The following is a 26,867-nucleotide window of genomic DNA, read 5'->3' as shown; positions in this document are numbered from 1 at the left end:
ACCATGGACACGACGGCAAGGACGCCGCCATTCGGAATCGCCACTGCGGTGGCGCTGCTGCTCGGAATCACCGCCTGCCTGTCATTGCCGGCGCTGCCGCCCTGGTGGGCGTTCGCATTGCCGCTGGTACCGGCGGCGTGGTGGTGGTCGCGCGCGGGCTGGAAGCGCCTCGTCGGCGCGAGCCTATTCGGTTTCGCGCTGTGCGGCCTGCACGTCGTCCATGCGCTGTCGCAGCAGCTGCCAGTGTCGCTGGAACGGCAGGATGTCGTGGTCAGCGGACAACTGGTGGACCTGCCGGTCGACGAGGCCCGGCGGACGCGCTTCAAGCTGCGGGTGGACGACGTACAAGGCATGCCTGCGGCCTTGCGCGGCCAGCTGCTGCAGCTGTCGTGGTACGACGGCTACAAGCAAACCGGTCCCTCGCGGCGCTTCGGGCTCCGCGCCGGCAGCCGCTGGCAATTCGAGCTGCGCCTGCGTGCGCCGCGTGGGCTGCGCAATCCGGGCGCGTTCGACAGCGAGAAATCAGCGCTGGTCGGGCGCGTGGCGGCGACCGGCTACGTGCGCCATCCTGACACCGCGAAGGAACTGGCCGATGCCGCCGGCATCGACGCTTGGCGCGGCGCGATGTCGGCGCGCATCGCGGCGGCCGTGCCGTCGACCTCGTCGCGCTACGTACGGGCGCTTGCCCTGGGCGACACGCGCGGCCTGGACGACATCGACTGGGAAACCCTGCGCGCCACGGGACTGACCCACCTGATCGCGATCTCCGGCTTCCATGTCGGCATGGTCGCGGCGCTGTTCGCATTGCTGGCATCGGCGCTGTGGCGCGTGTGGCCGGGGCTGGCCCGGCGAGTGCCACGCCCCCAGGCCGCGGCGCTGGCAGCCTTGGCCGGAGCCGCGGGCTATGCGGTGGTGGCGGGCTTCGCGCTGCCGACAGTGCGCACGGTGCTGATGATCGCGATGGTGGTCGCGGCGCGCGGCCTGCGCCGACCGGTGCGGGTGGGCGATGCGCTGGCAATGGCGGCGCTGGCGATGCTGCTGTTCGATCCGCTGGCGGCACTGACCCCTGGCTTCTGGCTCAGCTTCGCGGGCGTCGCGTGGCTGGCCTGGTGCCTGCCCGAAGCCGGCCATCGCATCGTCGGCGACTTCCTGTCGGCGCAAGGCGTGGCCACCCTTGGATTGCTACCACTGACAGCGGTGCTGTTCGGGCAGGCGTCGTTGGCCGGGCCGCTCGCCAACCTGGTCGCGATCCCGTGGTGGAGCCTGGTGGTGGTGCCGTTGTCGCTGCTGGGCACCGCGCTGGATGCCTTGGCCCCCGGCGCCGGCCACTGGGCTTGGCACGCGGCAGCGTGGTGCTTCGACCTGTCGTGGCCGCTGGTGCAGTGGCTGGCGGGAAGTGATTTCGCGCTGTGGTGGCTGCCCGAGGCGCACTGGTTCGCCCTGCCGCTGGCCCTGTTCGGCGCGTTCTGGTGCCTGCTGCCGCGCGGCGTGCCGGGCAGGGCGCTGGCGCTGCTGCTATGGCTCCCGCTGCTGTGGCCGTCGCGCGGACTGCCGCCGCAGGGCGACGCGGAACTCGTGGTGCTGGACGTCGGCCAGGGCCTGTCGGTGCTGGTGCGCACGGCCCGGCACAGCCTGCTTTACGACATGGGGCCGGCGCAGCCGGAAGGCTTCGACGCCGGCGAGCGCGTCGGCGTGCCCTCGCTGCGCGCGCTGGGGGTGCGGCGGCTGGACGCTGCCGTGGTGAGCCACGGCGACAATGACCACGCCGGCGGCTTCCCGGCCGTACGGCGGGCGTACCCGGTGCCGGCCGCGTGGTCGTCCGAAGGATCCGGGGTGCCAGCGACGCGCGCCTGCCGCGCCGGTGTGCAATGGCAGTGGGATGGCGTGCGCTTCCGCTTCCTGCATCCGCCCGAGTACTTCCCGTACCTGGCCAACGAATCGAGCTGCGTGCTGCGGATCGAAACCGCGCATGGCGCGGCCCTGCTCACCGGCGACATCGGCGAAGTGGTCGAACGCGACCTGCTGCGCCGCGACGCCGCCGCGCTGCGGTCCGAGGTGGTGCTGGTGGCGCACCACGGAAGCGGCGAATCGTCCGATCCGGGCTTCGTCGCAGCCACCGGTGCGCGCCATGCGCTGGTCTCGAGCGGCTACGGCAACCGCTTCGATCATCCGCGGCCCGAGGTGGTGGAGCGCTGGCGCGCGGCCGGCGCCCGGGTCCACGACACCCAGGACGGCGGGGCGCTGCGCGTGCGGCTGCGAGCCGGCGGCGCCACCGTGGAACCGCGACGGCAGTCGCATCCGCAGCCCTGGGATGCGGTCCTGCGCCGGCAACGATTGGCCGGCGGGGGCACGGGGGAAGCGGCCCTTGTATCCTATCGGCCGGAATGAAACGGCCGTTGGCCGGGGGATCGAGCGTGCTGGAACTGGTGAAAGCGGGTGGCTGGCCGATGCTGCCGTTGCTGCTGTTGTCGGCGATCGCGCTGGCGATCATCGTCGAACGATTCTGGGCGCTGCGGCGCAAGACCGTGCTGCCCCCGGGCCTGGGCGGCGAAGTCCGCGCCTGGGCCGCGCGTGGCAGCCTCGACCCGATCCACATCGACTCGCTGCGCCGCAACTCGCCGCTGGGCGCGTTGCTGGCCGCGGCGCTGGACGTGCGCAGCCGCCCGCGCGAGGAGATCCGCGAACGCGTCGAAGACGTCGGCAGGCATCTCGCCCACCGCATGGAGCGCTACCTCAACGCCCTGGGCACGATCGCCGCGGCCGGCCCGCTGCTGGGCCTGTTCGGGACGGTGGTCGGCATGATCCAGATGTTCCTCGGGATCATGGACTACGGCGTCGGTGACGTGAACCAGCTCGCCGGCGGCATCGGCAAGGCGCTGGTGTGCACCGCCGCCGGCATGATCGTCGCGGTACCGGCGCTGATGTTCCATCGCTACTTCCGCGCCCGGGTCGACAGCTACCTGGTGGACATGGAACACGAGGCGATCCAGCTCATGGATGCCATCGACCCGCGCGCCCGGCGCGTGGCCGTCGCGCCGGCGTCCGCCGCCGCGGCAACTGCGCAGGACTGATCGCGCATGCGCATCCGCGACCGCCGCGCCGAGGACAACCCGGACATCAACCTGGTGCCGATGATCGACGTGATCCTGTGCCTGATCATCTTCTTCGTGATCACCACCACGTTCGACGCGCGCTCGGTGCTCAAGCTCGAGTTGCCGCGCGCCGACGGGGAACGCAGCGAGAGCAAGACCACGCAGCTGAGCCTGCTGATCAATGCCGAGGGCCGCTATTTCGTCGATGACCGTGAGGCGCTGCGCACCGACGTCGAATCGCTCAAGCGCACGATCGTGGAAGTGGCCGGCGACGACCGCGAGCGCACCGTGCTGATCCGGGCCGACGCGCGCACGCCGTGGCAGGCGGTGATCACCGCCTACGATGCGCTGGGCCAGCTGGGTTTCCGCCGCATCGCCAACGCCACCGCGCCCGAACCGCGGCCCGCGGCGGCGACCGCGGAGCCGGGCAGGTGAGCCAGCCCAAGCCCGCTGCGGCGTGGCCGATCTACAGAAGGCTGACCACGTTCGCGACCGGTTACCGCGGACTGCTGCTGCTGGCGCTGGTGGGCATGGTGGTCGAGGCCGCCGCCGGTGGCGCGTTCACCAAGCTGATGGAACCGGTCGTCAACGAGACGTTCGTGGTCAAGGACGCCAGGAACAGCGCCTGGCTGCCGCTGGCGATCGTGGGCCTGTTCGTGCTGCGCGGCGTGGCCGGCTACCTGACCGACTACAACATGGCACGTTCGGGCCGCGGCATCGCCCGCGACATGCGGGTGCAGGTGCTGGGCAAGTACCTGCGCTTGCCGGGCCCGCGCTTCGATACCGAGTCCGTGCCATCGATGCTGGTGCGGCTGGGCTCGGACAGCGACCAAGTCGCGCAGGCCACCATCGACGCGGCCAAGGTGATGCTGCAGCAGTCGTTCCAGATCATCGCCGCGCTGGTGGTGATGTTCTGGACCAGCTGGCAGGTGACGCTGGCGGTGCTGGTGCTGGCACCGCCGCTGGCGTGGGTGATGGACAAGGTCGGCAAGCGCTACCGGCGGGTCAGCCATCGCATCCAGGAAAGTTCCGCGGACCTGATGCAGTCGGCCGACCAGTCGCTGAGCAACCACCAGGAAGTGAAGATCTACGGCGCGCGCCAGGCGGAGTTTGACCGCTACTCCGCGCTTGCCGACAGGCACATGAAGCTGTCGCTCAAGGTCGAGGCCACGCGCAGCATCTCCTCGGCGATGGTGCAGCTGATGGGCTCGGTCGGGCTGGCGCTGTTGCTGTTCGTGGCCGGTCGCGAGGCCATGGCCGGGCGCCTGAGCGCCGGCGGTTTCGTGGCGCTGATGCTGGCGATGATGGCGATCATCCCCGCGCTCAAGCAGCTGACCAACGTGCAGAACATGCTGCAGCGGGGCGTGGCCTCGGCCGAACGCCTGTTCGGCGTACTCGATGCGCCGGACGAGGTCGACGCCGGCACCTTGCCGCTGCCGCGCGCCAAGGGGCTGATCGAGTTCCGCGACGTCGGAGCGCGCTATGCCGGCCAGGCCGAACCCGCGCTGCAGGGCGTCAGCTTCGATGCGCGCCCGGGCACCGTCACCGCCATCGTGGGTCGCTCGGGCAGCGGCAAGTCGACGCTGGTGAAGCTGATCCCGCGCTTCTACGACATCGAGTCCGGGCAGATCCTGCTCGATGGTCACCCGCTTGACCAATACCGGCTGGCCGACCTGCGCCGCCAGATCGCGCTGGTGGGGCAGCAGGTGATGCTGTTCGACGGCAGCATCGCCGACAACGTCGCCTACGGCGAGATGGCCGCGGCGGATCCGCAGTCGCTGGAGCGCGCGGTGCGCGGCGCGAACGCGATGGAGTTCGTCGAGCGCCTGCCCGAAGGATTGCAGAGCGCGATCGGCGCCAACGGCGGCCGCCTGTCGGGCGGGCAGCGCCAGCGCGTCGCGATCGCGCGGGCGATGCTCAAGGACGCGCCGATCCTGATCCTCGACGAGGCCACCGCCGCGCTCGACACCGAATCCGAGCGCCTGGTGCAGGATGCGCTCGAGAAGCTCATGCCCGACCGCACCACGCTGGTCATCGCCCACCGGCTGTCGACCATCGAACACGCCGACCAGGTGCTGGTGCTCGACCACGGCCGGTTGGTGGAGCAGGGTACCCACGCGGAACTCCTGGCGCGCGGCGGCCTGTACGCCCACCTGCACCAGATGCAGTTCCGCGAACCGGCGGGCGCATGACCTGCCTGCAGGTGCTCGCCTGCGGGCGCATGCCGCGGGATGCAGGCCGATGAGCGCGCCCGCCCGGCCACCGCGTTACTGGTACGAAGGCCAGGTGCCCTGGCATGCGCGGCTGCTGTCGGAGCTCTACGGCGGTGCGATCGCGCTGCGGATGCGGCTGTTCCGCCTGCGCCTGTTGCGGCGGATCCGTATCGACCGGCCGGTGATCGTGGTCGGCAACCTGATCGCCGGCGGCAGCGGCAAGACGCCGTTGGCGATCGTGCTGGTCGAGCGCCTGCGCGCCGCCGGCTGGAATCCCGGCATCGCCACGCGCGGCTACGGGCGCGACGAGGCGGGCACGCCGCGCTGGGTGGATGAAGCGACCGATCCGGCCCTCGGGGGCGACGAACCGGTGCTGATCGCGCGCCGCACCGGCGTGCGCGTGCGCGCCGATGCCGACCGCGTCGCCGCCGCGCGCGCGCTGGTCGCGGCCGGCTGCGACATCGTGGTCTGCGACGACGGCCTGCAGCACTACCGGCTGCGACGCGACATCGAGATCGAAGTGGTCGATGGCCGCCGGCGCTACGGCAACGGCCGGCTGCTGCCGGCCGGCCCCCTGCGCGAGCCGGCCGCGCGCGGCGATTCGTGCGACTTCCGCGTGCTCAACGTCGGCGACGACGAGATCGAAGCCGGCTTCGGCGAATGGCCGATGCGGCTGGTCGCCGACCGCGCGCAGCCGCTGGCCGGCGTGCGCCCGATGGCGCTGTCGGCATTCGCCGGCAAGCGCGTGCACGCGGTCGCCGGGATCGGCAATCCGGAGCGGTTCTTCGACACCCTGCGCAGCCACGACATCGCCGTGGTGCCCCACGCCTTCGCCGACCACCATCGCTACGTCGCCGAGGACCTGCGCTTCGGCAGCGACCTGCCGGTGCTGATGACCGAGAAGGACGCGGTGAAATGCCTTGCGTTCGCCTCGGGCCGACATTTCAGCGTCCCGGTGCGCGCGGAGCTGCCCGAGGCGTTCTGGGTCGCGCTGCTGGACCGCGTCGCGGCATTGAAGCCGAAGGCCTGACCTCGGGCCTTCGCGCATCGCGGGTCCTTGCGGAAGCGGCTTGAGCCACGAGCTCTCGGGGCGTCGCGAGGTCTAAGCTCGCGGCCGAAGCCGCTCTTGCAGGTTCACGCCCGAATCGCTTCCGCGCAGGGGCTGTCGTGGAGCCGGAGTCGCGTTCGCGGCTGACGCCGCCGTCACGACCACCGCGGCCACCGCCACTGCGCTGCCCGCTAGAATCGGCGCATGACCACCCCCGATTTCGTCGTTGCCATTCCCGCCCGCTTCGATGCCTCGCGCTTGCCGGGCAAGCCGCTGCGCCTGCTTGCCGGCGAACCGCTGGTGCTGCACGTCGCGCGGCGCGCATTGGCCGCGGGCGCCAGCGAAGTGTGGGTGGCGGCCGACGACGAGCGCATCGCGCGGGCGCTGGCGGGCAGCGGCGTGCGGGTGGCGCTCACCGGCAAGGGGCACGCGTCGGGTACCGACCGGCTTGCCGAGTGCGCCGACATCGCCGGCTGGGACGACGACCGCATCGTGGTCAACCTGCAGGGCGACGAGCCTTTCGCGCCTGCGGCGGGAATCGACGCGGTGGCGGCGACGCTGGCCGCTTCGGACGCGCCGATGAGCACGCTGGCGGCCGTCGTCACCGACGTCGACGAGCTGCTCGACCCCAACGTGGTGAAGCTGGTGCGCGGCGATGACGGGCACGCGCTTTACTTTTCGCGCGCGCCCATCCCGTGGCCGCGCGATGCGTTCGCGCGCGATCGCAGCCGCATGCCGGAAGCTGGCCAGTGGCTGCGCCACATCGGCATCTACGGCTATCGCGCCGGCTTCCTGCGGCGCTTCGCGGCGATGCCGCCGGGCCGGCTGGAACAGGTGGAGTCGCTGGAACAGCTGCGAGCGCTTGAAACCGGTCATCGCATCGCGGTCGCACTGACGCCGGCGCCGTTCCCGCCCGGCGTCGATACCCCGGAAGACCTGGCGCGCGCCGAGCGTCATTTCCTGGAGACACGCGGTGGTTGAGCCGCAGCGGCTGCTGGTGGTCTGCCTCGGCAACATCTGTCGCTCGCCGATGGCCGAAGGCGCACTGCGCGCACGCCTGGAGCAGGCGGGATTGCGGCAGGTCGAAGTCGATTCGGCCGGCACCGGCGACTGGCACGTCGGCCTGCCGCCGGACAGCCGCGCGATCGCCACCGCGCGCCGGCACGGCGTCGACATCGCCGGCCTGCGCGCGCGCCAGCTGTCGAAGCGCGATTTCGACGAGTTCGACTGGCTGCTGTGCGCCGACCACGCCAACCTGCGCGATGTGCAGTCGCTGGCGCCGCGCGCCAGTCGTGGACGCAGCGTGCTGTTCATGGAATGGGCGGGGCTGGCGGGTCCGGTGCCTGACCCCTATACCGGCAACGAATCACACTTCGAGCAGGTCTGGGCGCAGGTGGACGCCGCGGCGCAGGCTGCGGTGGCGCGGCTGCTGGGCCGGTTGACGCATAATCCCGGACAGGCAACAGGGGATACGTGAGATGACCACGGACGTCGGCATTGCGCCTGAATTTCCGCCATCGCTGGAATGGTTGAACCTGTCCGAGCCGCTGCGCATGGCGCAGCTGCGCGGGAAGGTGTGCGCGGTCGCGTTCATCAACGCCGGCTCGGCGTGGTCGCAGCAGCGGCTGGGCGACCTTGCCCACCTGCGCGCCCGCCACGGCGGGCGGCTGAACGTCGTGGCGGTGCACGTGCCGCGGTTCGAACACGAGCGCGACGCGCGGCGCGTGGCCAAGCGGCTGTCCCGGCATAAGCTCGATTTCCCGATCGCCCACGACCCGGACTGGACGCTGTGGCAGCAGTACGGCATCGAAGCCTGGCCCACGGTGGTGCTGCTCGACGGCGAAGGGCGGATCCACGAACGCTGGGTCGGCGATGGCCAGGTGCGCGAACTGGATGCCGCGGTCACCGCGCTCAACGATGCGATCGTGCCGCAGTCGCGCAACGACGCGCCGATCGAACTGCGGCAACTGCGCGAGCCGATGCTGCCGCTGCGGTTCCCGGTCGGCATCGCGGTCAATGCCAACTATCTCTACGTTGCCGACAGCGGCCACCACCGGGTGCTCGAGTGCGACCACGGCGGCCGCGTGCTGCGCCAGTTCGGCAGCGGCGGCCCGGGCTTCATCGACGGGCCGATGGAACTGTCGGCGTTCAACCGCCCACACGGCATCTGCCTGCAGCGCGACATGCTGTACGTCGCCGACAGCGGCAACCACGCCGTGCGCCGGATCCAGCTGCGCACCGGCGACATCGACACGATTGTCGGCGCCGGCCGTGCCGGCGAACCGGTCGAGGGGCTGGTCACCGATGCGCGCGCGATCGCGCTGGACCAGCCACGTGCGCTGGCGCTCAGTGCCGAAGCGATGCACATCGCCACCGCGGGCGACAACCGGGTCTGGACCTACGACCTGGGCAAGCGGGAACTGCGCCTGCTGGCCGGTTCCGGCGCGCTGGGCGTCGCCGACGGCAGCGGCAAGCACGCCAGTTTCGCCGAGCCCGCGGGGCTGGCGACGGTGCAGCAGATGATCTACGTGTGCGATGCCGCGGGCTCCGCGATCCGCAGCATCAACTCGCGCAGCGGCCAGGTGACCACGCTGCTCGGCGAGGACCCCTGGCACTTCGGCGAGGCCGACGGCGCGCGCGTGGAAGCGCGGCTGCAGCAGCCGCAGGCGATTGCGCTGGACCCGGACGCGCCGGTGCTGTGGATCGCCGACAGCGGCAACGACGCGCTGCGGATGCTGCGCCTGGGCGGCGGCGAGCTGGCCACGTTCCAGCTCCCGCAGCGGCTGCACGCGCCGTCGGGCCTGGCGATCGCCGACCGCGTGGCGTGGATCGCCGATACCGACGCGCACGCGGTGCTGCGCCTGGACATCCAGAGCGGGGCGCTGCGCCACGTTCCCATCGGCGAATGACCCAGGCGACCCGCGAGCCAGCCACGTGAGCGCGCGCCGACGCGCGACCGGTATCGGCGGATGCACCGATGCAATCCCGGGCCCGACGAAGAATTGTCCACGGTTGATCCAGGGCAGGGACCGTGGCGGCGGCCCGGATGACGAACGCGATGCCACGCCGTCATCGAAGGTCGCAGCAAGCGGCGCTGACCGGCCGGTCTTGAGCCGGGACGCCGCAGCCCTCAACTCTGGGCCAGCATGAGCACTCCACCCCTCCCATTCGACGGCAAGGCCTTCGTGCGCGGCCTGAGCACCGCGCCGGGCGTGTACCGCATGTTCGCCGCCGACGACAGCGTGCTGTACGTCGGCAAGGCCGGTGCGCTGAAAAAGCGCGTCGCCAGCTATTTCAGCAACACCCCCAAGGCGTCGCGGACGCTGGCGATGCTGGCGCAGGTCGCGCGCATGGACGTCACCGTGACCCGCAGCGAAGCCGAAGCGCTGCTGCTGGAAAACCAGCTGATCAAGTCGCTCAAGCCGCGCTACAACGTGCTGCTGCGCGACGACAAGAGTTATCCCTACGTGCTGCTGACCCAGGAGCCCTGGCCGCGGATCAGCCTGCACCGCGGGCCGCGCAATGTGCCTGGCCGCTATTTCGGCCCGTACCCGAGCGTGGTGGCTGTGCGCGAGACGCTCAACCTGATGCACAAGCTGTTCAAGCTGCGCAGCTGCGAGGACAGCGTGTTCCGCAACCGCTCGCGGCCGTGCCTGCAGTACCAGATCGGGCGGTGTACCGCGCCCTGCGTAGGCCTTGTGCAGGCTCGCGACTATGCGCAGGACGTGCGCCGCGCCACGCTGTTCCTCGAGGGCCGCAGCGACGAGCTCAGCGACGAGCTGAACAAGGCGATGGAAGCGGCCAGCGAGCGCCTCGACTTCGAGGAAGCCGCGCGCCTGCGCGACCAGGTGACGATGATCCGCAAGCTGCAGGCGCGGCAGTACGTGGAAGGGCAGGTGGCCGACATGGACCTGCTGGCGTGCGCGATGCAGGGCAGCCAGGCCTGCGTGCTGCTGCTGGCCTTCCGCGATGGCCGCAATCTCGGCACCCGCAGTTTCTTCCCCAGGACCAACGGCAGCGACAACCCGGCCGAGGTGCTGGCCGCGTTCGTCTCCCAGTACTACGCCGAGCTGCCGCCGCCGCGCGAGATCATCCTCGACCGCGAGATCGAGGACGTCGAGCTGTTGCAGGAAGCCTTCAGCACCGCTGCCGGCCGCCGCGTGCAGCTCAAGACCAGCGTGCGCGGCGACCGCGCCGGCTACCTCGACCTGGCGCGGCGCAACGCGCAGATGACCCTGGCGACCGAACTGGGCAGCCAGGCCGCGCAGCGCGCGCGGGTGGAATCGCTGCGCGAAATGCTGGGGCTCGCCGACCTGCCGCAGCGCCTGGAATGCTTCGACATCAGCCACACCATGGGCGAGGCCACCGTGGCCTCGTGCGTGGTGTTCGACGCCGAGGGCCCTGTGCGCAGCCAGTACCGGCGCTACAACATCGCCGGGATCGAGCCCGGAGACGACTACGCAGCCATGCACCAGGCGCTGGAACGCCGGTTCCGACGCGCGGTGGAGGAGGACGGCGTCCTGCCCGACGTGCTGCTGATCGACGGCGGCGCGGGGCAGGTGGCGCAGGCCAGGGCCGTGCTGGCCGAGCTCGGCATCACCGGCCCGGTGCTGGTGGGCGTCGCCAAGGGCGAGGCGCGCCGTCCGGGCGACGAAACCCTGCTGCTGCCCGGCGCCGACGGCCAGCCAGGCCGCGAACTGCGACCGGGCGGCGCCTCGCCGGGACTGCAGCTCGTGCAGCAGGTGCGCGATGAAGCGCACCGCTTCGCGATCACCGGCCATCGCGGCCGCCGGCAGAAGGCGCGCAACAGCAGCCGGCTCGAGGACATCGCCGGCATCGGGCCGCGGCGGCGCGCCAGCCTGCTCAAGCATTTCGGCGGCCTGGGGGGGCTGAAGAACGCCAGTGCGGACGAGATCGCGCACGTGGAGGGTGTCAGCTCCGCGCTCGCCGAACGGATTTACGCCACACTGCATGGGTTGCAAGGGCCTGGCGCCGAGCGCCTGCCGGACTGAAGGCGAGGAATGAAGCTGACCATCCCCACATGGCTGACCCTGCTGCGGATCCTGATGATCCCGGTGCTGGTGCTGGTGTTCTACCTGCCCTACAAATGGACCAATTTCGCCGCCACGGCGGTGTTCGCGCTGGCCGCGATCACCGACTGGCTCGACGGCTGGATCGCCCGTCGCTACCACCAGTATTCGGCGTTCGGCGCCTTCCTTGACCCGGTCGCGGACAAGCTGATGGTTGCCGTGGCGCTGTTCCTGATCGTGCAGGGCCACCCCACGGCCTGGATGGCGCTGTGGGCCGCGGTGATCGTGGGCCGCGAGATCGCGGTGTCGGCGCTGCGCGAATGGATGGCCGAACTGGGCCAGCGTGCGCGGGTCAAGGTCGCGGCGATCGGCAAGATCAAGACCGTGGCGCAGATGCTGGCGCTGCTGTGCCTGCTGTATTCGGTCTCGCCGGACCGGGTGCAGCGCCACGAGCTGTTCCTGCGCGACCTGGTTTTCCACGTCGGCGACTGGCTGCTGGCGGTAGCGGCGCTGCTCACGCTGTGGTCAGGTCTGGCCTACCTGCGCGCGGCCTGGCCGGTTTTGCGTGCGGGAGAGGGAATTCCTGTTGACAGTTCCGAGCGTGACGGTAAAATTCCGCTTCCTCCGCGGGAATAGCTCAGTTGGTAGAGCGCAACCTTGCCAAGGTTGAGGTCGCGAGTTCGAGTCTCGTTTCCCGCTCCAGATCCAGCGGACCCCGGCACTGCCGGGGTTTCGTTTTTTAGGACGGAAGTTGCAACAGCGCAATTCCGTGCCTGATCCGGGTATCGTCTCCCGGGCAACAAGTCACCGGCCTGGTGGCAGAGTGGTTATGCAGCGGCCTGCAAAGCCGCGTACGCCGGTTCAATTCCGACCCAGGCCTCCATCCAACGTTCGGCTCCGTCGCGAACCGCAGTCCGTTCCCCCATTACGTGCATGCCCGCATCCGCATGCGTCGGTGACGGCCGGACCCGACGGCTCCCGTCGTTGCCACGGATTGCGATCATCGATCGCCCGCACGCGCATCGTCGCGACACCGCCCGGGTGGCGAAACTGGTAGACGCAAGGGACTTAAAATCCCTCATCCGAAAGGATATGTCGGTTCGATCCCGACCCCGGGCACCACGCATCGCGCACCCACCTTCGCCAACGTCACGCGGCCGGCTCGGCCGCGGCACCATGGAGCCGGCAGCCCGGGCAGTGCCGCGACAGCCGGTCTGCAACAATGCAGGCGCCCGCAAGCGGAGGACCGCCGGATGTCGCGTTACCTGCCCTACGTCGCCAGCGTCGCATTGACGTTGCTCTCGGCCTGGATGTCGCTGCGGCACCCACAGTGGTGCTGGCCGCTGGGCATCTTCGGCGCGCTCGCGCTGCTGGGCACCTGGGACCTGCTGCAGCGGCGCACCACGCTGCGCCGCAACTACCCGATCATCGCCCACCTTCGCTATTTCCTGGAGTCGATCGGCCCGGAGATCCGCCAGTACTTCATCCAGGCCGACACCGACGAGGTGCCGTTCTCCCGCCAGCAGCGCGCGCTGGTGTACCAGCGCGCCAAGAACGTGGTCGACGTGGTGCCGTTCGGCACCGAGCGCGACGTCTACGGCCCGCACTACGAGTGGATCAACCATTCGCTGCTGCCGACCTCCATTCCCTCGCACGACTTCCGCCTGCGGATCGGGCCCGGCACCACGCAGCCGTATGACGCCAGCATCTTCAACATCTCTGCGATGAGCTTCGGTTCGCTGTCCGCCAGCGCGATCCGCGCTCTCAACGCGGGCGCCAAACGCGGCAACTTCTACCACGACACCGGCGAGGGCTCGATCTCGCCTTACCACCGCGAAAACGGTGGCGACCTGGTCTGGGAAATCGGCTCGGGCTACTTCGGGTGTCGCGAACAGGACGGTCGCTTCAGCGAGGAACGCTTCGTCGCCAACGCGCGCGATCCACAGGTCAGGATGATCGAGGTCAAGCTGTCGCAGGGGGCCAAGCCGGGTCACGGCGGCGTGCTCCCCGGGCCCAAGGTGAGCGCCGAGATCGCGGCCACCCGCGGCGTGCCGGAAGGCCTGGACTGTATCTCGCCATCGCGGCACTCGGCGTTTTCCACGCCGGTGGGGCTGCTGGAGTTCGTCGCCCGCCTGCGCGGCCTGTCGGGCGGCAAGCCGACCGGCTTCAAGCTCGCGATCGGCCATCCCTGGGAATGGTTCGCGGTGGCCAAGGCGATGCAGGAAACCGGGATCCTGCCCGATTTCATCGTCGTCGACGGCGCCGAAGGCGGCACAGGCGCCTCGCCGGCGGAGTTCATCGACCATGTCGGCGTGCCGATGCACGAGGCGTTGATGCTGGTGCACAACACGCTGGTGGGCATCGGGCTGCGCGACCGGATCCGGCTCGGCGCGGCCGGCAAGATCACCAGCGCCTTCGACATCGCCCGCACGATGGCGATGGGGGCGGACTGGTGCAACGCGGGACGCGGTTTCATGTTCGCGCTCGGCTGCATCCAGTCGCTGAGTTGCCACACCGATCGCTGCCCCACCGGCATCGCGACCCAGGATCCGAAGCGCTGGCGCAAGCTCGATACCGCGGACAAGGCGACGCGCGTGTTCCAGTTCCACGACAACACCGTCAAGGCGCTGCGCGACCTGCTGTGCGCGGCGGGGCTGGAGCATCCGCGCCAGCTGGGGCCGGAGCACATCCTGCGCCGGGTCTCGCAGACCGAGGTGCGCTCGCTGGCGGCGCTGTATCGCTTTCTGGATCCGGGCGAACTGCTGGAACGCATGCCGGAACACGCGGTGTTCCGCAGCTTCTGGTCGGCCGCGCGCAGCGACTCGTTCGTGGCCCCGGACCGCGTGCTGGCGATGCGCGAAGCCAAGAGCCGCTAGGCGGAATTGAGGGGGCGTCGGGCGGCGCGGAAGGACCGCGCTTTTCGGCGGAATCGCAAACCGTGGCCAGCTACGCGTGTCCCGGGCTCGCTACGCAGGCCGGGCGTGGTGGCCGCAGGCAAATCTCTCGGCCGAGATCGCTGCTACGCGACGATCGCGCGCCGTTCGGATGCCGTTATCCCGGCTTTCAACACAACATGCTGGTCACGCAGGCAGCGACCGATCGTGGCGCTGCCACCTCAGCCGTGGCAGGCCACCAGAACCGTATCCCCACAGCGCAGCTTCACCTTGACCCCGGTTGGGCGACCCGTGCGGCGATGCCGGGCGCAGGCCAGCTGGTCGGCGTGTTCGAGCGCCAGCAGCGGCGTCGGGTCCGGCGGCTCGTTGCCGCCGGTGGCGGTATAGACGACCCAGCCGCGGGCCGATTGCTCGATCGAAAACAGTTCGCGTTCCACGTGCGCCTCTCCCCGGAATGCCTGTCGTGGATGAACCGCACGCAAATCGCGTGCCGTGCTTGGATCCGCGCCTGGCGCAGGATCGCCGAGGTTCATGACACCCAGCGACACATGCGGTGCCGGAATGCGTCGGCCATCGTCGCGCCGGGGCGGGCGGCGGGTCGCAGAAAAGCAAAAGGCCACCCTGAGGTGGCCAATGCGTCCGGTGGTGGGCGGTGCAGGGTTCGAACCTGCGACCCTTGCCGTGTGAAGGCAATGCTCTACCGCTGAGCTAACCGCCCCGATCGGGGCGCGAAGTTTACTTGGACGAGGCGGGGATTGCCAACCCGGGCGGGTCACGGCGTGCCCGGCCGTCGGGGCGGAGCAGGGCAGCGAAGCCGGGGGCAGCGCCGCCGGACTTCCAAATCAGGGGAGCGGGGGCGCAGGAACGCTGTCGTCGGCAATGGGCAGCCAGAGATGCACGCGGTGCCGCGGCATGCCCGACTCGGCGTCGAAGCGGTAATCGGCGCCGATCGCGTTGGCGCGGTCGCGGATGTTCAGCAGCCCGCGCCCCGGGCGATCCGGATCGACCGCGATCGGGCCGAACTGGTCCTCGATTTCCAGGGTCAGTTCGGAGGCGACCGCGGAGGGCAGGAGCGTCAGACGGATGTGCATGCGTCCGCCGCAGCCGTGGCGCGCGCCGTTGGTCGCCGCTTCCTGGCAGATGCGGTACAGCGCCGAGGCGATGTTGTCGGGCAATTGTTCGACGCGGCCCTGGATGCGGCTGGTGTAGAGCACGCCGCGATCGCGCAGCAGTTCCGCGAACGGACCCTCGGCGATCGCGCGGGCCAGGCCGAAGCGGTCGAGCACGGCCGGATGCAGTTCGTTGATCACTTCGCGCAGGTGGCCATGGGCGCTCGTCACCAGGCTGCTGATGGAAGCCAGGCCTTCGAGCACCGCCGGATTGCTGGCTGTGAGCTCGACGATCCGCAGGCGGGTGGCGATCGCGGTCATGTCCTGGCCGATCTGGTCGTGCAGTTCGACGCCGATCCGGCGGCGCTCCTGTTCCTGCAGTGCGGCCATGCGGTTGGCGGCGCGGCTGAGTTCGGCGCTGCGCCCGCGCAGGGTCAGCACGATTTCGCCCATTTCGCTGCGCGTGGACCGCAGGGTTTCCGTGGCGGCGCCCAGCAACAGCACGGCGCAGCCGACCATGGCCATCAGCAGCGGCAGCTGGCCGGGCTCCAGCGACGCCGCTTCCGGCAGCTTCGCGGAGACCAGGGCCAGGCAGAGCAGTCCGTAGGCGATGCAGGCCGGCCGCCAGCCATAGCGGTACGCGATCAGGAACAGCGGCAGCAGCGCCAAGGCCAGGGGATAGATCGGCGCTTCGATGATCGGTAGCAGCGATAGCCCCAGCACCACCGATGAGGGCGCCAGCGCTACGCCGTAGGCGATCAGTTCGGGCCAGGGGCGGCGCGCGGTTCCACGCTGGTCGGCCAGCACCAGCATGATCGGCACCACCAGCACCACGCCGGCGAAGTCGCCGAGCGCGAACGACACCAGCATCGCCGGCAGCCCAGCACCGAGGCTCCCGTCGTCGTTGAGGTCGATCCCGGTGAGCAGGATGCTGTTGAACACCGCGGCGACGAATCCCACCGCGAGCAGACGCGGCAACGCCCGGCGCGCCGCCGTGCCGCGGCCGTGGCGGCCGATGCCGCGCAGCACCGTGGCGTAGATGCACCAAGGCATGATGGCGCCGGCGAGCAGCGCGAACTTCGACGCGTACAGCTCCTGGACGATGCCCATCGTCAGCAGCGCGCCGATTTCGAGCACGGCCATCGCCGGCCACAGTCGCCGCGGCAGCAGCCACAGCGTGCCCAGGCGCAGGCCCGCGGGCAGGAACCAGAAGATGCCCGAGAGAGCGAACAGCCCGAGCCACGCGAACGGATACAGCGCCAGCCAGATCACCGTGGGTCGACGCCACGGCGACGATTGCGTTTCAATGGCCGGGCTTCCAGAGGCGTCCCGGGGCAATTTCGATGTCGACACTGCGTATTGTCCTGGTCGATGACCATCCGATCGTGCGGTCGGGTTTCCGCCAGCTGCTCGAACTCGAGCCGGGCTGGACGGTGATTGCCGAAGTCGGCAGCGCGCAGGAACTGGCGGCCTGGATGCTGCAATCCACCTGTGACGTGCTGGTGCTCGACCTGTCGCTGCCCGATGGCGACGGGCTGGTCATGCTACGGCACCTGCTGGCCCAGCGGCCGGACCTGGCGATCGTGGTGCTGACGATGCACGACGGCGCACTGTACGTGCAAGACGCGATCACCGCCGGCGCGCGCGGCTATGTCACCAAGAGTTCGGCGCCGGACGAACTGGTCGATGCGATCCGCGCCGTGGGTCGCGGCGAGACCTACCTGGGCACGGACGTGCGCGACTATGACGGCGCCGTGGCGGCGGACAGCGAAGGGGCGTTGCCGGAGCTCACCTCGCGCGAAGCCCAGGTGTTCCTGCTGCTGGCGCGTGGCCACTCGGTGGCGCGGGTCGCGGCCACCATCGGCATCAATGCCAAGACCGCGTATGCGCACCGCACCAACATCTACGCCAAGCTGCGGCTCGGCTCGGACCACGAGTTGCGGCTGCTGGCCATGCGGCGGGGGCTGATCGGGCGGGCCTGATTGTCATCGCCGCTGCGGGGACCGGTGGTCGGTCGACGCAGCGGGAAGTACGTGGCCGAGTTGTTTGCCGGGAAGTTTTGAAACGCTGTCGGAAGCTTGTCCGCACTCATGGTTCAAGAGGAACTCGCGGCTGTAGCCCTTCTTGGCGGTAATTTCATCGGGCGGTATGATTCTCAGGGGCGAGGCGAAGAAGCCGCCAGCGCCCGTCATTCCAGTTGCGACTTCGCGTATGCCGCGTCCAGCGCTTCCATCGCGTCGCGCGGCTTGAGGGTCGCCGCCTTTTCGTAAGCCTCGGCCGCGGCGTCCTCCTGTTTGTCGCCGTGCAGGAGCATCAGCACGTTGCCGCGTTCGATGTGGGCGATGGGCGAGTCGGGCGTGAGCTTGAGTGCGGTCTTGATGTGCGATTCGGCCTCGGCGGCCTTGGCCCCGTAGGTGAGGCCGCCGATCATTGCGCCGATCTTGCCGATGATCTCGGCGTGGTACAGGGCCAGCGCGGTGTGTGCTTCGGCGTGCCTGGGTTCCAGTGCCAAAGCGCGATCGAGCGATTCGCGCACCTTGCCGGCGATGCCCTGTTTGAGCGCCTTTGCGATCGACAGGCCCTGGCTGTAGCGCCCCAGCGCGAATGCGTGGCGATAGTGGCTGTTGGCCTCCCCGGGCAGCGCCCCGATCGCGATTTCTGCTAGCCGGGCGGCCTGCTCGTAGCGCTTGAGCTTCTCGGCTTCGTCGTTGACGAGATAGGTGGCGTGGATGCCGATCGCCTTGGCCGCGACCGAAGCGCCCACCGCGCCCAGGGCGCTGCCGCCGTCGAACGCGGATTTGAAGTCGCCACGATGGAAGTCGCGCCAGGCCTGCTGCAATGCAATGGCAAGTGCGGGCGCGTCGAGTCCGGGCGCGGCCTTGCCAGCGGCCTTGAGCAGCGCGGCGGCGCGCTTGTCGTCGGGGAAGGGTTCGCAGTCGCCGGCATGCAGTTTCGGCCAGGCTTTCTTCAACGCATCGCCTGGATACGTATAGGCCTTGGCGTCGTGGGGAAAGGCGGCCCATGCGGCTTTCGAAGCCATGATCGCGTCCTGTCTGATCGGTAGGGCGAGCATTGCCCGGCGCGGGCCGGCTGGCAAGCGTTGGCGGGACAGCGGCGGGACACGACTCATCGCCGCGGCCTGCGGAAGCATTGCGCGGGTCGGGGCGAATCGCCCGCTTCGATAGTGTGTTTGCTCGACAACGACCGAGCAGGCTGGCGACCGAACGCGGCCGCGAGTCGCTCGCAGGAGTCATGAAATGGCAGTCCGCAACTCTTCGCCCGGCACCAGGCAGACGCGCCTGCGCCACCTGTGGCTGGCGTCATTGGGCACCGCGGCCGTGGCGCGTCGTGAAGTGCGCGGAGCAGTGGCGTCCATCCGCGACGGCGTGGAAGCCGTGGGCAAGCGATTCAAGGGACGCATCGCCAGGACGGCGAAGCCGGCACCGCGCAAGTCGCCGGTGCGCGGCGCGACGCGAAAGGCGGCCGCACAGAAGAAGCCGACCCCGCGCCCCGGCTCGGCCCGCACGCGCGCCGAACGTCGCGTGGCGAGCAAGGGACGCTAGCGGCTGCCTGCGGCGCTCGCTGCTGCGGAGTCACCGGAATCCGCGCTTTCGGGCGCTAGTCGATGTACGCCTGCGTCAGCTTGTTGAGGTGCACCCGCTCCGCATCGCGCAGGAAGGGTGCCAGCAGCATCATCACCTGGACGATCCCGTCCCGGATCGCGGCGTTCTCGTCCTTGTCGCCGCGCACGGCTGCATAGTTGAGCCAGAACGTCGCCAGCACGAGGATATTGGTGGCCGCCGCGTCGAGCTCTGCCGCCGACGCGCGCATCACCCCGGCTCGCGAGAGGCCTCGCATCACCAGATGGGCGCTGTCGTCCGCGCGCCGGAGGATCCTGGCGAAGCGCACGCGCAGGCGGCGGTTGCGGCTGAGTATCTCGACCAGGTCGCGATACAGAAACCGGTAGTCCCAGATGCATTCGAATACCAGGTGCAACTGCAGCCAGATGTCTTCCAGGCCGGGCAGCCTGCCATCCGGAGCGGCCAGCGCTTCGTCCATCCGCGCATCGAACCGCGCGAACAGCTGCTCGATGATGTCGTCCTTGTTGCGGAAGTGGTAGTACAGGTTGCCCGGGCTGATCTCCAGCTCGTCGGCGATGTGGTTGGTGGTGACCGTCGGCTCGCCCTGCGCATTGAACATCGCAAGCGAGCAGTCGAGGATCCGCTGGCGGGTCTGCCGCGGAACCGCCGGGGGCTTCTTCGCCTTCAAGGGAAAATCCTGCCCGTCCCTTGTCGGTCCGGGCGAGGGGGCACCATTCCCCCCCGCATCCCGCCACTGAAGGGCCGGGCTCCCATGGCGCTCAACTGCCGAGCTTCTTCACCAGGTCGATGTACTGCTGCCTGGCGTCGTCCTGTGCGGTGCCCTTGAGCTTGGCCCAGGCTTCGTACTTGGCGGTGGCGACGAAGTCGAAGAACCCGGGCTTGGGGCCGCTGACGTCACCTTCCGAACCCTGCTTGTAGAGCGCGTAGAGGCGCAACAGGGTGTCGTTGTCGGGGCGCTCGGGCAATGCCTGGACGTCCTGCTTTGCCTGTTCGAAGCGGGTCTGCAGATCGGACATGGTGGCCTCCGTGGGAGGCCGCATGACAGCACGCAGGGGCGGGAGGGTCAACCGCCAATGGGCCGGTATGGGCAACCTCGAACAGCGGAACTTTCCTCGCGCATGCGACGGCCGGCAAGGGATCGACGTCGTGCGGATAGCCCGCCGCGCGGTCGCCTTCCATCGTTGCCCATCGCTGCGCGGGGCAGGTGGAGCACCGAAGTCCGGTTCCACATCGCCCCGGCGGGAGCGGGCGGGTTGCGATCCGGCAATTGTCGGGGCCGCGCGGCTCTGGCAAGTTAGCCGGCACGGCCGCCGACGCGGCGCGATTCCAACGAGGGCAAGGACATGAGCTACTTCGTCACCGGCGCCACCGGGTTCATCGGACGTTTCCTGGTCGCCAACCTGCTCAAGCGCAAGGGCACGATCCATGTGCTGGTGCGCAAGGACTCGCAGAAGAAGTTCGACGCCATCGCCAGGACGATGGGGTGGGACCTGAAGCGCATCAGCGTGCTGCATGGCGACATGGCCGCGCCCAGGTGCGGCCTGGCGCCCGCGCAGGTTCGCGCGCTCAAGGGCAAGGTGAAGCATTTCTTCCACCTGGCGGCAATCTACGACCTTGACGCCGGCGCGGAAGCGCAGCGGGTGGCCAATGTCGACGGCACGCAGAATGCGCTGGATCTGGCGGCGGCGATCGACGCTGGCACGCCTTCGTCCATCGTGTTCCATCACGCCAGTTCGATCGCCGCCGCGGGACTGTATCCGGGCATCTTCCGCGAGGACATGTTCGAGGAAGCCGAGGGGCTCGACGATCCCTATCTGCGGACCAAGCACGACTCCGAAGGGCTGGTCCGTGACGAGAAGAGGATCAAGTGGCGCATCTATCGCCCCGGCATGGTGGTCGGCCATTCGAAGACCGGCGAGATGGACAAGATCGACGGGCCTTACTACTTCTTCACCCTGATCAAGAAACTGCGCGAGATGCTGCCGCCGTGGATGCCGACGCTGGGCATCGAGGGCGGGCGCATCAACCTCGTGCCGGTGGATTTCGTTGCCGACGCGATGGACCACATCGCGCACAAGCCAAAACTCGATGGCCACACCTTCCACCTGACCGATCCCGAGCCGCTGCGCGTGGGCGAGGTGCTCAATACCTTCTGCCGCGCCGGGCATGCCCCGGAGATGACCATGCGGCTGGACGCGCGCATGTTCGCCTTCGTGCCACCGAGCATCCGCGGCGCGGTGGGCAACCTGCCGCCGGTGCGCCGCTTCATCGGCATGCTGCTGCGCGACTTCCGGATCCCGAAGAGTGTCCTCAAGTTCATCACCTATCCCACGCGCTTCGACAGCCGCGAGACCGAGCGGGCGCTCAAGGGCAGCGGCATCGCCGTGCCGCGGCTCGAGGACTACGCCTGGAGGCTGTGGGACTACTGGGAGCGACACCTCGATCCGGACCTGTTCATCGATCGCACGCTCAAGGGCAAGGTGCGCGGCAAGGTCGTGGTCATCACCGGCGGTTCGTCCGGCATCGGCCTGTCGACCGCGCAGCGCGTGGCCGAGGCCGGCGCAATCACGGTGATCGTGGCGCGCGGCAAGGAAGATCTGTTCAAGGCGCGCGACGAAATGAAAGCCAAGGGCGGCAAGGTGTTCGCCTACACCGCCGACCTCGCCGACATGGCCGACTGCGACCGGCTGGTGGCGACGGTACTCAAGGAGCATGGCCACGTCGACGTGCTGGTCAACAACGCCGGACGCTCGATCCGGCGCTCGATCGAGGCCAGCTACGACCGGTTCCACGACTTCGAACGCACGATGCAGCTCAACTACTTCGGCAGCATCCGCCTGATCATGGGCTTCATGCCGACGATGACGCATCGCCGCAAGGGCCACGTCATCAACATCAGTTCGATCGGCGTGCTGGCCAATTCCCCGCGGTTTTCAGCCTACGTGGCCTCCAAGGCGGCGCTGGACGCCTTCAGCCGCTGCGCGCAGGGCGAGCTGTCGGGAAAGGGGATCGCCTTCACCACCATCAACATGCCACTGGTGAAGACGCCGATGATCGCGCCGACGCGCATGTACGACAGCGTGCCGACCCTGACCCCGGAAGAGGCTGCCGACCTGCTGGTCAAGGCGATCATCGAGCGGCCCAGCCGGATCGCCACGCGCCTGGGCATCTTCGCTGCACTGCTCAACGCCGTGGCGCCGAAGGCCTACGAGGTGGTGATGAATACGGCCTTCGAACTATTCCCCGACTCGCCCGCCGCCAGGGGCGACAAGAAGGCGCTCAGGGGCGAGGCCGAGCCCAGCGGCGAGCAGATCGCTTTCGCCTCGCTGATGCGCGGGGTGCACTGGTAAGGCAAGCATTCGGTTGCAGGTCCATCGCCGTTGCAGCCCGGCCTCAGTAGCTCCGGCACTGGCGGAACCGTGTTTGCGCGCTGCTGCCCGGCGGCGGCGTGAGCTGCACGCGCGACGAGGCGAGCGCGTCGTGGCGCAGCAGCAGCGGACAGATCTCGGTGAACGCGTCACTCCGCGTGTCGAGCAGGTAGACCTGCAGCGTGGACTGCGTGGACCATATCGCGCGGTCGACCATCGGCAGCGTGGACACGGCGTCCGCCACGGCCTGACGCTGCAGTTCGAGCGATGGGGGGTCGGGCGGGGCGGCGGGGTCAAACGTGGGCTCGGCTGCGACCGGCGCACCGGTATCGAATGCGGGTTCTGCTGCGACCGGCGCGCCGCCGTCGGCTGCGCCGGCGGGTTGGACCGCACGATCGGCAATCGGCGCACTCGCAGCCGGGGGTTCGGGCGCGGCAGGCAGCAGCAGGAACACCGCGATGCCCGCGACCAGCGCCAGCAGCCACGAGAGCAGGGTGCGCTGCCGGGCTTTCGTCGCCGCGTCGGCCACGATCACCGCGCGCAGCTCCGGATCGATCGAATCGCGCAGTTCCGGCCACAAGGTCGGGCCGTCGAGCAACTCGATCTTCTGGACCTTGGCAGCCGGCCGCGCGCTGGCGCTGATCCGGCCCTGGGTGGCGAGGATGCCGCCGGCGGCATTGGCCAGGCGGATCTCGTTGGCCAGTTCGGTCACGTGCGCGCCGCCGAGCACGAAGGCGCTGCCGTGCTTGCACGAGAGCAGGTAATGCTTGCCGTCGCGTTCGAGCGTGTAGTCGTTGTCGCCCGACGGATCCTCGCGGTTGAACACGCGCGCATGGCCGCGACGGGCCAGCGCTTCGAGCACGAGGTGGATGAATTCACGCCAGGACATCGCCGCCAGCGCGGCCAGCCCGGCCGCGGTTTCATCGCGACGCATCACCACGATGCGGAAATACAGGGTGCCGGCCACGCCGATCGATATGGCGACGGCCAGGGCGATGACCCAGTGGGCGCTTTCGATCACTGCATTCGTTCCTGCGGCGGGGACGAAAGGATAATCGCTGCGCGCGAGTGCTGCGTGCACGTGCCGCACAATCGGCAATAAAACGCCCGCCAACCGGAAGCCGCAAGGGGAGGGGAGCGAACGGTCTTCGAGTGGTTGGCGGGCGAAACCATCGTCGCTGCGCCGGCGCGCAGCGATTGCGAGCGGATCAGGCCCTGGGGTCGGCCTTGCGGGACACCCGGGTCCGCGGAGTGGCGCGCTTGGCGGCTGGCGCGGCCTTGCCGATCTTCTTCGCGGGGGCGGCCTTGCCGGCGACCGCGTCCCGGTGCGCGGCGGCCTTGCGGACCGTGGCCTTGCGCGCGCCGGTCCTGCGGGCCGGCGAACCGCCCTGGCGGCGCAACTCGGCGGTCAACTCCTCGACACGCCCGCTGAGATCGGCCAGCTCTTCGCGGCCGGGGACGCCAAGCTTGGTGAGGGCGCGCTGCACGCGATCCTCGAACACTTTCTCGAGGCGATCCCAGGTGTCGGTGGCGCGTTCGCGGGCCTGGTCGACGCGGCTCTCGACCACGTCGCGCACGACGTGGGTGCGGGTGCCGGCGAACTTGCGCGCGGTCTGTTCCAGGTTCAGGCCTTCCTTGACCAGGCCCTCGAACAGCTTGGTGCCCTCGGCCTGGGCGCGGCCGAACGCGCCGACGCCGGCAAGCCAGATCTGCTGCGCCGATTCGCTAAGGGTCTTCGACAGTTTCTCGGCCTGCGCCTGCACGTCCTCGGCGGAACGGGTGCCGGCGGTCGTTTTCTTCGCGGTCTTCTTGAACTTGGCCATGTGCCCTCCGGGCGGACGTGTGATTGGGGCAGCATCGCCCGCCCGTCTAGAGCATTCACACGAGACGCGGTGTGAATTCAGTGGCTGCGCGCGCGTGATCGGCCTGTCTGTCGGCGCGCGATCACGCGCTCGGTCGCGTCGAGCGCGCGGCGCAGCCTGGCGGTGGTCTCGGTACTTGGCGGCGGCGGCGAGGCGAGACCGTCGAGCAGCGTACGACGTTCGTCGTCGAGCACTTCATCGCGCAGGTGGATGCCGCTGGCCGCCAGTACCGGGCGCAGGTCGTCGGCGCGGCGGCGCAGGTCGTCCAGAGTGTTGCGCCAGGCGAGCTGGCAGACGCGGCGGCGCGCGGCGAAGCTGAAGGCGTTGGTGTGGAACAGTTCGCCGTCGCAGGCGTTGGGCTCGAACACCAGCTGGTCGATGTCGGGATACTGCTGCGCATAGCGGGCCAGGCCCACCTGCATGCGCGACTGCAGCAGGGTGCGGAACGTCTGCGAGAGCACTGCGGGCAGGCCGCCATGCACAAGCCGCTGGCCATCGTCGTCGCCGACCGGCGCGCCGCCGCGGGCGTCGCCCAGGCCGGCGTTGAACGGCACGAGTGGATTGATACCGATCAGCAGGTCGATGTCGCGCTCGAGCAGCACCGAGGCGTGCATCGTGCGGCGCAGCGCGCCGTCGACCAGGTGGCGGCCGCGGACCTCGACCGGCGGATAGAGACCGGGGAGTGCGGCGCTGGCCTGCACCGCGCGCGAGATCGGCACGTCCTCCCAGCCTTCGCCGCCGAACAACACCGGTTCGCCGCTGTCGAGTTCGACCGCGACCACGAACAGCTTCGCGTCCAGTTCTCGGAAGTCATTGCTGCGGCCGCGGCGGGTGAAGATGTCGCGCAGGAAGCGTTCGACCTCGGTGTTGTCGAACAGGCCGGTCGGCACCAGTCCGCCGAAGCGATTGATCAGGTCAGACCAGGGCACCTCGCGCGGATCGAGTAGCAGGCTGCGGCCCCAGTCGAGCGTCAGTCGCGGCAGGCTGGCGGCGCGCTGCAGGTATTCCGACAGCGCCGGGCGCAGGAACGTGTCGGGACGGAAGCGCGCGTCGTCGCTGTCGCCGGTGATGAAGATGCGGCACATCTCGGCGGTCGACATGCGGTTGGCCAGCCCGGCGGCAAGGAACGCGCCGCTGCTGACGCCGACGTAGCTGTCGAGGTCGGTGAGGTCCAGGCCATCGAGAGCTTCGTCGAGCGCGCGCAGCGCGCCCAGTTCGTACATCCCGCCGATCGGGCCGCCGCCGGCGATGGCCAGTCCGATCCGTGCCGGGTTGCGCGAAGGCTTGCCGCGTTTCCGGGCCGGGTGGAGAGAGAGCATGCACGTACCGATCGAAAGGTCGGCCGGAGTGTAGCCGATCGATGTCGTCGGCCCGGGTGGTGTTCTTCACCCCGGGCCTGCGAACATGCGGGCATGCCACGCCCGCCAATCTCCAGCCGGATCGAGCGCCGGCTCGCAGCGCACCAGGCCCTGCACGACCCCGTGCGCGAGCCGCGCAACGGCCTGCGCTGGTTGCCGGAGTTGCGCCGCTGGCAGGCCGCGCGCCTGCGCCTGAGCTTCGCGTATTTCCTCGCCGATCCGAGCCGCCGGCCGGCGGCGGAGTTCTTCCTCGACGATGTCTATGGCGACCGGGACTTCACCCGCCGCGATGCCGACATCGCGCGCGTGATGCCGATGATGCAGCGGCTGCTGCCGGAAAAGCTGCTGGCCACGGTGGCCGACGCCATCGAACTCGGCGCGCTGACCCAGGCGCTGGACCTGCGCATGGCGGAATCGTTGCAGGCACTGGCGCCGCGGCGCAGGAAGCTCGACGAGTCGCTGTACGCCGAAGCGTATCGCGATGTCGGATTGCCCCGGCTGCGCGCGCACCAGATCGACCTGATCCGCCGCGTCGGCGGCGGCTTCGGCCGTGCGCTGAAGCTGCCGGGCGTCGCGGCGCTGCTGGCGTTCTCGCGCGGACCGGCTAGATTCGCCGGGCTCAGCGAACTGCAGGGATTCCTGGAGCGCGGCGTCGCGGCGTTCGAGGAGCTGGGGGATGCGGAGGCCTTCGTGGCCGAAATCGAACGCGCCGAACGCAAGGCGTCCAAACGGCTGTTCGCAGGCGAACCCGATCCGTTCGGCTGACCCGCTCCCGCAGCGCCCTCGTGGGAGCGGCTCAGCCGCGAGCTCTTCACTCGCTACCGAACGCGGGGAGGATGTGCGGAGCGGGCTCCCCCGTCAGGCGACCAAGCCTCCCACTGCCTTTGCAGGGCGAGGGGCCACGCAAACGCTCGCCGAAGCCACTCCCGCAGAGCCTGCGGTGCTTGCTGCGCGACCTAGGAAAATTTCTCGTCCAGCACCTTGCGGATTTCCTTTTCCACCGTGCCCTGCAGCGCCGACAGCAGCATGCCCAGCCGCGCGGTGACGCGCAGGTCATCCTCGCCCACCGCGATCCGGCCGTCGACGCCGGGTCGCTTGAAATGCATTTCGTCGCCGTCCCAGCCGTACTGGAAGTCGAAACGTTCGGCCAGTTTCTTCGCCACGTCCTCGACCGCCTTGCGCGCCTTGTCGAGCGGGAGGGAATGCTTGTGCTGGATGTCGATGCCGGCCATGCCTGGCTCCTAGGATGGAATGCACGCATTCTGTGGCCGCTGGCGGCGCCATCCAAGTG

Annotated in this window: 23 protein-coding genes, 4 tRNA genes and 1 pseudogene; 18 read left to right on the top strand and 10 right to left on the bottom strand. The window is 69.5% G+C overall.

The features are described from left to right. Positions 1 to 3: 3 nt before the first annotated feature. From ACFOM9_RS13225 to ACFOM9_RS13160, 14 genes and pseudogenes are all read left to right on the top strand, one after another. Positions 4 to 2,488: pseudogene (locus ACFOM9_RS13225) on the top strand (DNA internalization-related competence protein ComEC/Rec2); the annotation flags it as partial. After that, complete coding sequence (locus ACFOM9_RS13220; RefSeq protein ID WP_386711650.1) at positions 2,415 to 3,071, top strand: MotA/TolQ/ExbB proton channel family protein; 657 nt, start codon at positions 2,415 to 2,417, stop codon at positions 3,069 to 3,071. The pseudogene ACFOM9_RS13225 and the gene ACFOM9_RS13220, both read left to right, overlap by 74 nt. A 6-nt stretch (positions 3,072 to 3,077) precedes the next feature. Beyond that, positions 3,078 to 3,527, top strand: a complete 450-nt coding sequence (locus tag ACFOM9_RS13215) for an ExbD/TolR family protein (RefSeq protein ID WP_386711647.1) — start codon at positions 3,078 to 3,080, stop codon at positions 3,525 to 3,527. Then, positions 3,524 to 5,284, top strand: a complete 1,761-nt coding sequence (gene msbA / locus ACFOM9_RS13210; RefSeq protein WP_386711644.1) for a lipid A export permease/ATP-binding protein MsbA — start codon at positions 3,524 to 3,526, stop codon at positions 5,282 to 5,284. Before ACFOM9_RS13215 ends, msbA begins: the two co-directional genes overlap by 4 nt. A 49-nt stretch (positions 5,285 to 5,333) precedes the next feature. After that, on the top strand, positions 5,334 to 6,335 hold the full coding sequence (lpxK, locus tag ACFOM9_RS13205; RefSeq protein ID WP_386711641.1) for a tetraacyldisaccharide 4'-kinase: 1,002 nt from the start codon (positions 5,334 to 5,336) through the stop codon (positions 6,333 to 6,335). Positions 6,336 to 6,557: 222 nt separating this feature from the next. Next, positions 6,558 to 7,334 carry a 3-deoxy-manno-octulosonate cytidylyltransferase gene (gene kdsB / locus ACFOM9_RS13200; RefSeq protein WP_386711638.1) on the top strand — a complete coding sequence of 259 codons (777 nt, stop codon included), beginning with the start codon at positions 6,558 to 6,560 and terminating at the stop codon, positions 7,332 to 7,334. Further along, positions 7,327 to 7,830, top strand: a complete 504-nt coding sequence (locus ACFOM9_RS13195; RefSeq protein WP_386711635.1) for a low molecular weight protein-tyrosine-phosphatase — start codon at positions 7,327 to 7,329, stop codon at positions 7,828 to 7,830. The genes kdsB and ACFOM9_RS13195 overlap by 8 nt, the downstream gene beginning before the upstream one ends. Before the next feature lies 1 nt (position 7,831). Continuing rightward, on the top strand, positions 7,832 to 9,262 hold the full coding sequence (locus ACFOM9_RS13190) for a thioredoxin-like domain-containing protein (protein ID WP_386711628.1): 1,431 nt from the start codon (positions 7,832 to 7,834) through the stop codon (positions 9,260 to 9,262). A gap of 237 nt (positions 9,263 to 9,499) precedes the next feature. Further along, a complete protein-coding gene (gene uvrC / locus ACFOM9_RS13185; RefSeq protein ID WP_386711626.1) occupies positions 9,500 to 11,365 on the top strand; it encodes an excinuclease ABC subunit UvrC in 1,866 nt (621 codons plus the stop codon). Positions 11,366 to 11,374: 9 nt separating this feature from the next. Then, positions 11,375 to 12,019, top strand: coding sequence for a CDP-diacylglycerol--glycerol-3-phosphate 3-phosphatidyltransferase (gene pgsA, locus ACFOM9_RS13180; RefSeq protein ID WP_386711623.1), 645 nt, complete (start codon positions 11,375 to 11,377; stop codon positions 12,017 to 12,019). Next, positions 12,010 to 12,085: transfer RNA gene (locus tag ACFOM9_RS13175), tRNA-Gly, on the top strand. Before pgsA ends, ACFOM9_RS13175 begins: the two co-directional genes overlap by 10 nt. Positions 12,086 to 12,192: 107 nt before the next feature. Next, positions 12,193 to 12,266, top strand: a tRNA-Cys gene (locus ACFOM9_RS13170). A 152-nt stretch (positions 12,267 to 12,418) separates the two neighbouring features. Further along, positions 12,419 to 12,505, top strand: a tRNA-Leu gene (locus ACFOM9_RS13165). A 131-nt stretch (positions 12,506 to 12,636) separates the two neighbouring features. Next, entirely contained in the window at positions 12,637 to 14,259 is a 1,623-nt protein-coding gene (locus tag ACFOM9_RS13160) for an FMN-binding glutamate synthase family protein (protein WP_386711621.1), read from the top strand. 239 nt (positions 14,260 to 14,498) lie between these two features. Here the strand turns inward: ACFOM9_RS13160 and ACFOM9_RS13155 are convergent, their stop codons facing one another. The 3 genes from ACFOM9_RS13155 to ACFOM9_RS13145 form a co-directional block, all read right to left on the bottom strand. Then, on the bottom strand, positions 14,499 to 14,714 hold the full coding sequence (locus ACFOM9_RS13155) for a hypothetical protein (RefSeq protein ID WP_386711618.1): 216 nt from the start codon (positions 14,712 to 14,714) through the stop codon (positions 14,499 to 14,501). A gap of 206 nt (positions 14,715 to 14,920) precedes the next feature. After that, a tRNA-Val gene (locus ACFOM9_RS13150) sits at positions 14,921 to 14,995 on the bottom strand. Positions 14,996 to 15,119: 124 nt separating this feature from the next. Continuing rightward, positions 15,120 to 16,658, bottom strand: a complete 1,539-nt coding sequence (locus ACFOM9_RS13145; RefSeq protein ID WP_386711615.1) for a histidine kinase — start codon at positions 16,656 to 16,658, stop codon at positions 15,120 to 15,122. Between the two features lie 71 nt (positions 16,659 to 16,729). Between ACFOM9_RS13145 and ACFOM9_RS13140 the strand changes: the two genes are divergently transcribed. Next, entirely contained in the window at positions 16,730 to 17,368 is a 639-nt protein-coding gene (locus ACFOM9_RS13140) for a response regulator (RefSeq protein ID WP_386711612.1), read from the top strand. A gap of 206 nt (positions 17,369 to 17,574) precedes the next feature. On the opposite strand, the gene ACFOM9_RS13135 is transcribed toward ACFOM9_RS13140, so the two are convergent. Further along, positions 17,575 to 18,426, bottom strand: a complete 852-nt coding sequence (locus ACFOM9_RS13135; protein WP_386711609.1) for a hypothetical protein — start codon at positions 18,424 to 18,426, stop codon at positions 17,575 to 17,577. Between the two features lie 217 nt (positions 18,427 to 18,643). Here ACFOM9_RS13135 and ACFOM9_RS13130 point away from each other — a divergent pair, with 217 nt between their 5' ends. Then, the gene (locus ACFOM9_RS13130; protein WP_386711607.1) at positions 18,644 to 18,949 is read left to right on the top strand and encodes a hypothetical protein; all 306 of its coding nucleotides are present in this window, start codon (positions 18,644 to 18,646) and stop codon (positions 18,947 to 18,949) included. Between the two features lie 55 nt (positions 18,950 to 19,004). On the opposite strand, the gene ACFOM9_RS13125 is transcribed toward ACFOM9_RS13130, so the two are convergent. Next, complete coding sequence (locus ACFOM9_RS13125) at positions 19,005 to 19,655, bottom strand: TetR/AcrR family transcriptional regulator (protein WP_386711604.1); 651 nt, start codon at positions 19,653 to 19,655, stop codon at positions 19,005 to 19,007. Positions 19,656 to 19,746: 91 nt separating this feature from the next. Then, the gene (locus ACFOM9_RS13120; protein ID WP_386711602.1) at positions 19,747 to 20,004 is read right to left on the bottom strand and encodes an acyl-CoA-binding protein; all 258 of its coding nucleotides are present in this window, start codon (positions 20,002 to 20,004) and stop codon (positions 19,747 to 19,749) included. Positions 20,005 to 20,331: 327 nt separating this feature from the next. Here ACFOM9_RS13120 and ACFOM9_RS13115 point away from each other — a divergent pair, with 327 nt between their 5' ends. Further along, positions 20,332 to 22,338, top strand: a complete 2,007-nt coding sequence (locus tag ACFOM9_RS13115) for an SDR family oxidoreductase (RefSeq protein ID WP_386711599.1) — start codon at positions 20,332 to 20,334, stop codon at positions 22,336 to 22,338. 43 nt (positions 22,339 to 22,381) lie between these two features. Here ACFOM9_RS13115 and ACFOM9_RS13110 read toward each other — a convergent pair whose 3' ends face one another. The 3 genes from ACFOM9_RS13110 to ACFOM9_RS13100 form a co-directional block, all read right to left on the bottom strand. Further along, the gene (locus ACFOM9_RS13110; protein WP_386711596.1) at positions 22,382 to 23,377 is read right to left on the bottom strand and encodes a restriction endonuclease; all 996 of its coding nucleotides are present in this window, start codon (positions 23,375 to 23,377) and stop codon (positions 22,382 to 22,384) included. Positions 23,378 to 23,564: 187 nt separating this feature from the next. Continuing rightward, entirely contained in the window at positions 23,565 to 24,179 is a 615-nt protein-coding gene (locus ACFOM9_RS13105) for a phasin family protein (RefSeq protein WP_386711593.1), read from the bottom strand. A 77-nt stretch (positions 24,180 to 24,256) separates the two neighbouring features. Beyond that, positions 24,257 to 25,537 (bottom strand): patatin-like phospholipase family protein, encoded by a 1,281-nt coding sequence (locus ACFOM9_RS13100; protein WP_386711590.1) that lies wholly within the window; start codon positions 25,535 to 25,537, stop codon positions 24,257 to 24,259. A 93-nt stretch (positions 25,538 to 25,630) separates the two neighbouring features. Here ACFOM9_RS13100 and ACFOM9_RS13095 point away from each other — a divergent pair, with 93 nt between their 5' ends. After that, positions 25,631 to 26,341, top strand: coding sequence for an FFLEELY motif protein (locus tag ACFOM9_RS13095; RefSeq protein ID WP_386711587.1), 711 nt, complete (start codon positions 25,631 to 25,633; stop codon positions 26,339 to 26,341). A gap of 191 nt (positions 26,342 to 26,532) precedes the next feature. Here the strand turns inward: ACFOM9_RS13095 and ACFOM9_RS13090 are convergent, their stop codons facing one another. Beyond that, positions 26,533 to 26,808: a polyhydroxyalkanoic acid system family protein gene (locus ACFOM9_RS13090; protein WP_386711584.1), complete on the bottom strand. Its 276-nt coding sequence runs from the start codon at positions 26,806 to 26,808 to the stop codon at positions 26,533 to 26,535. Between the last annotated feature and the right edge of the window lie 59 nt (positions 26,809 to 26,867).

This window comes from Luteimonas notoginsengisoli (assembly GCF_042648885.1).
Taxonomy (GTDB): domain Bacteria; phylum Pseudomonadota; class Gammaproteobacteria; order Xanthomonadales; family Xanthomonadaceae; genus Luteimonas; species Luteimonas notoginsengisoli.
This window is presented reverse-complemented; position numbering and strand designations above follow the sequence as displayed.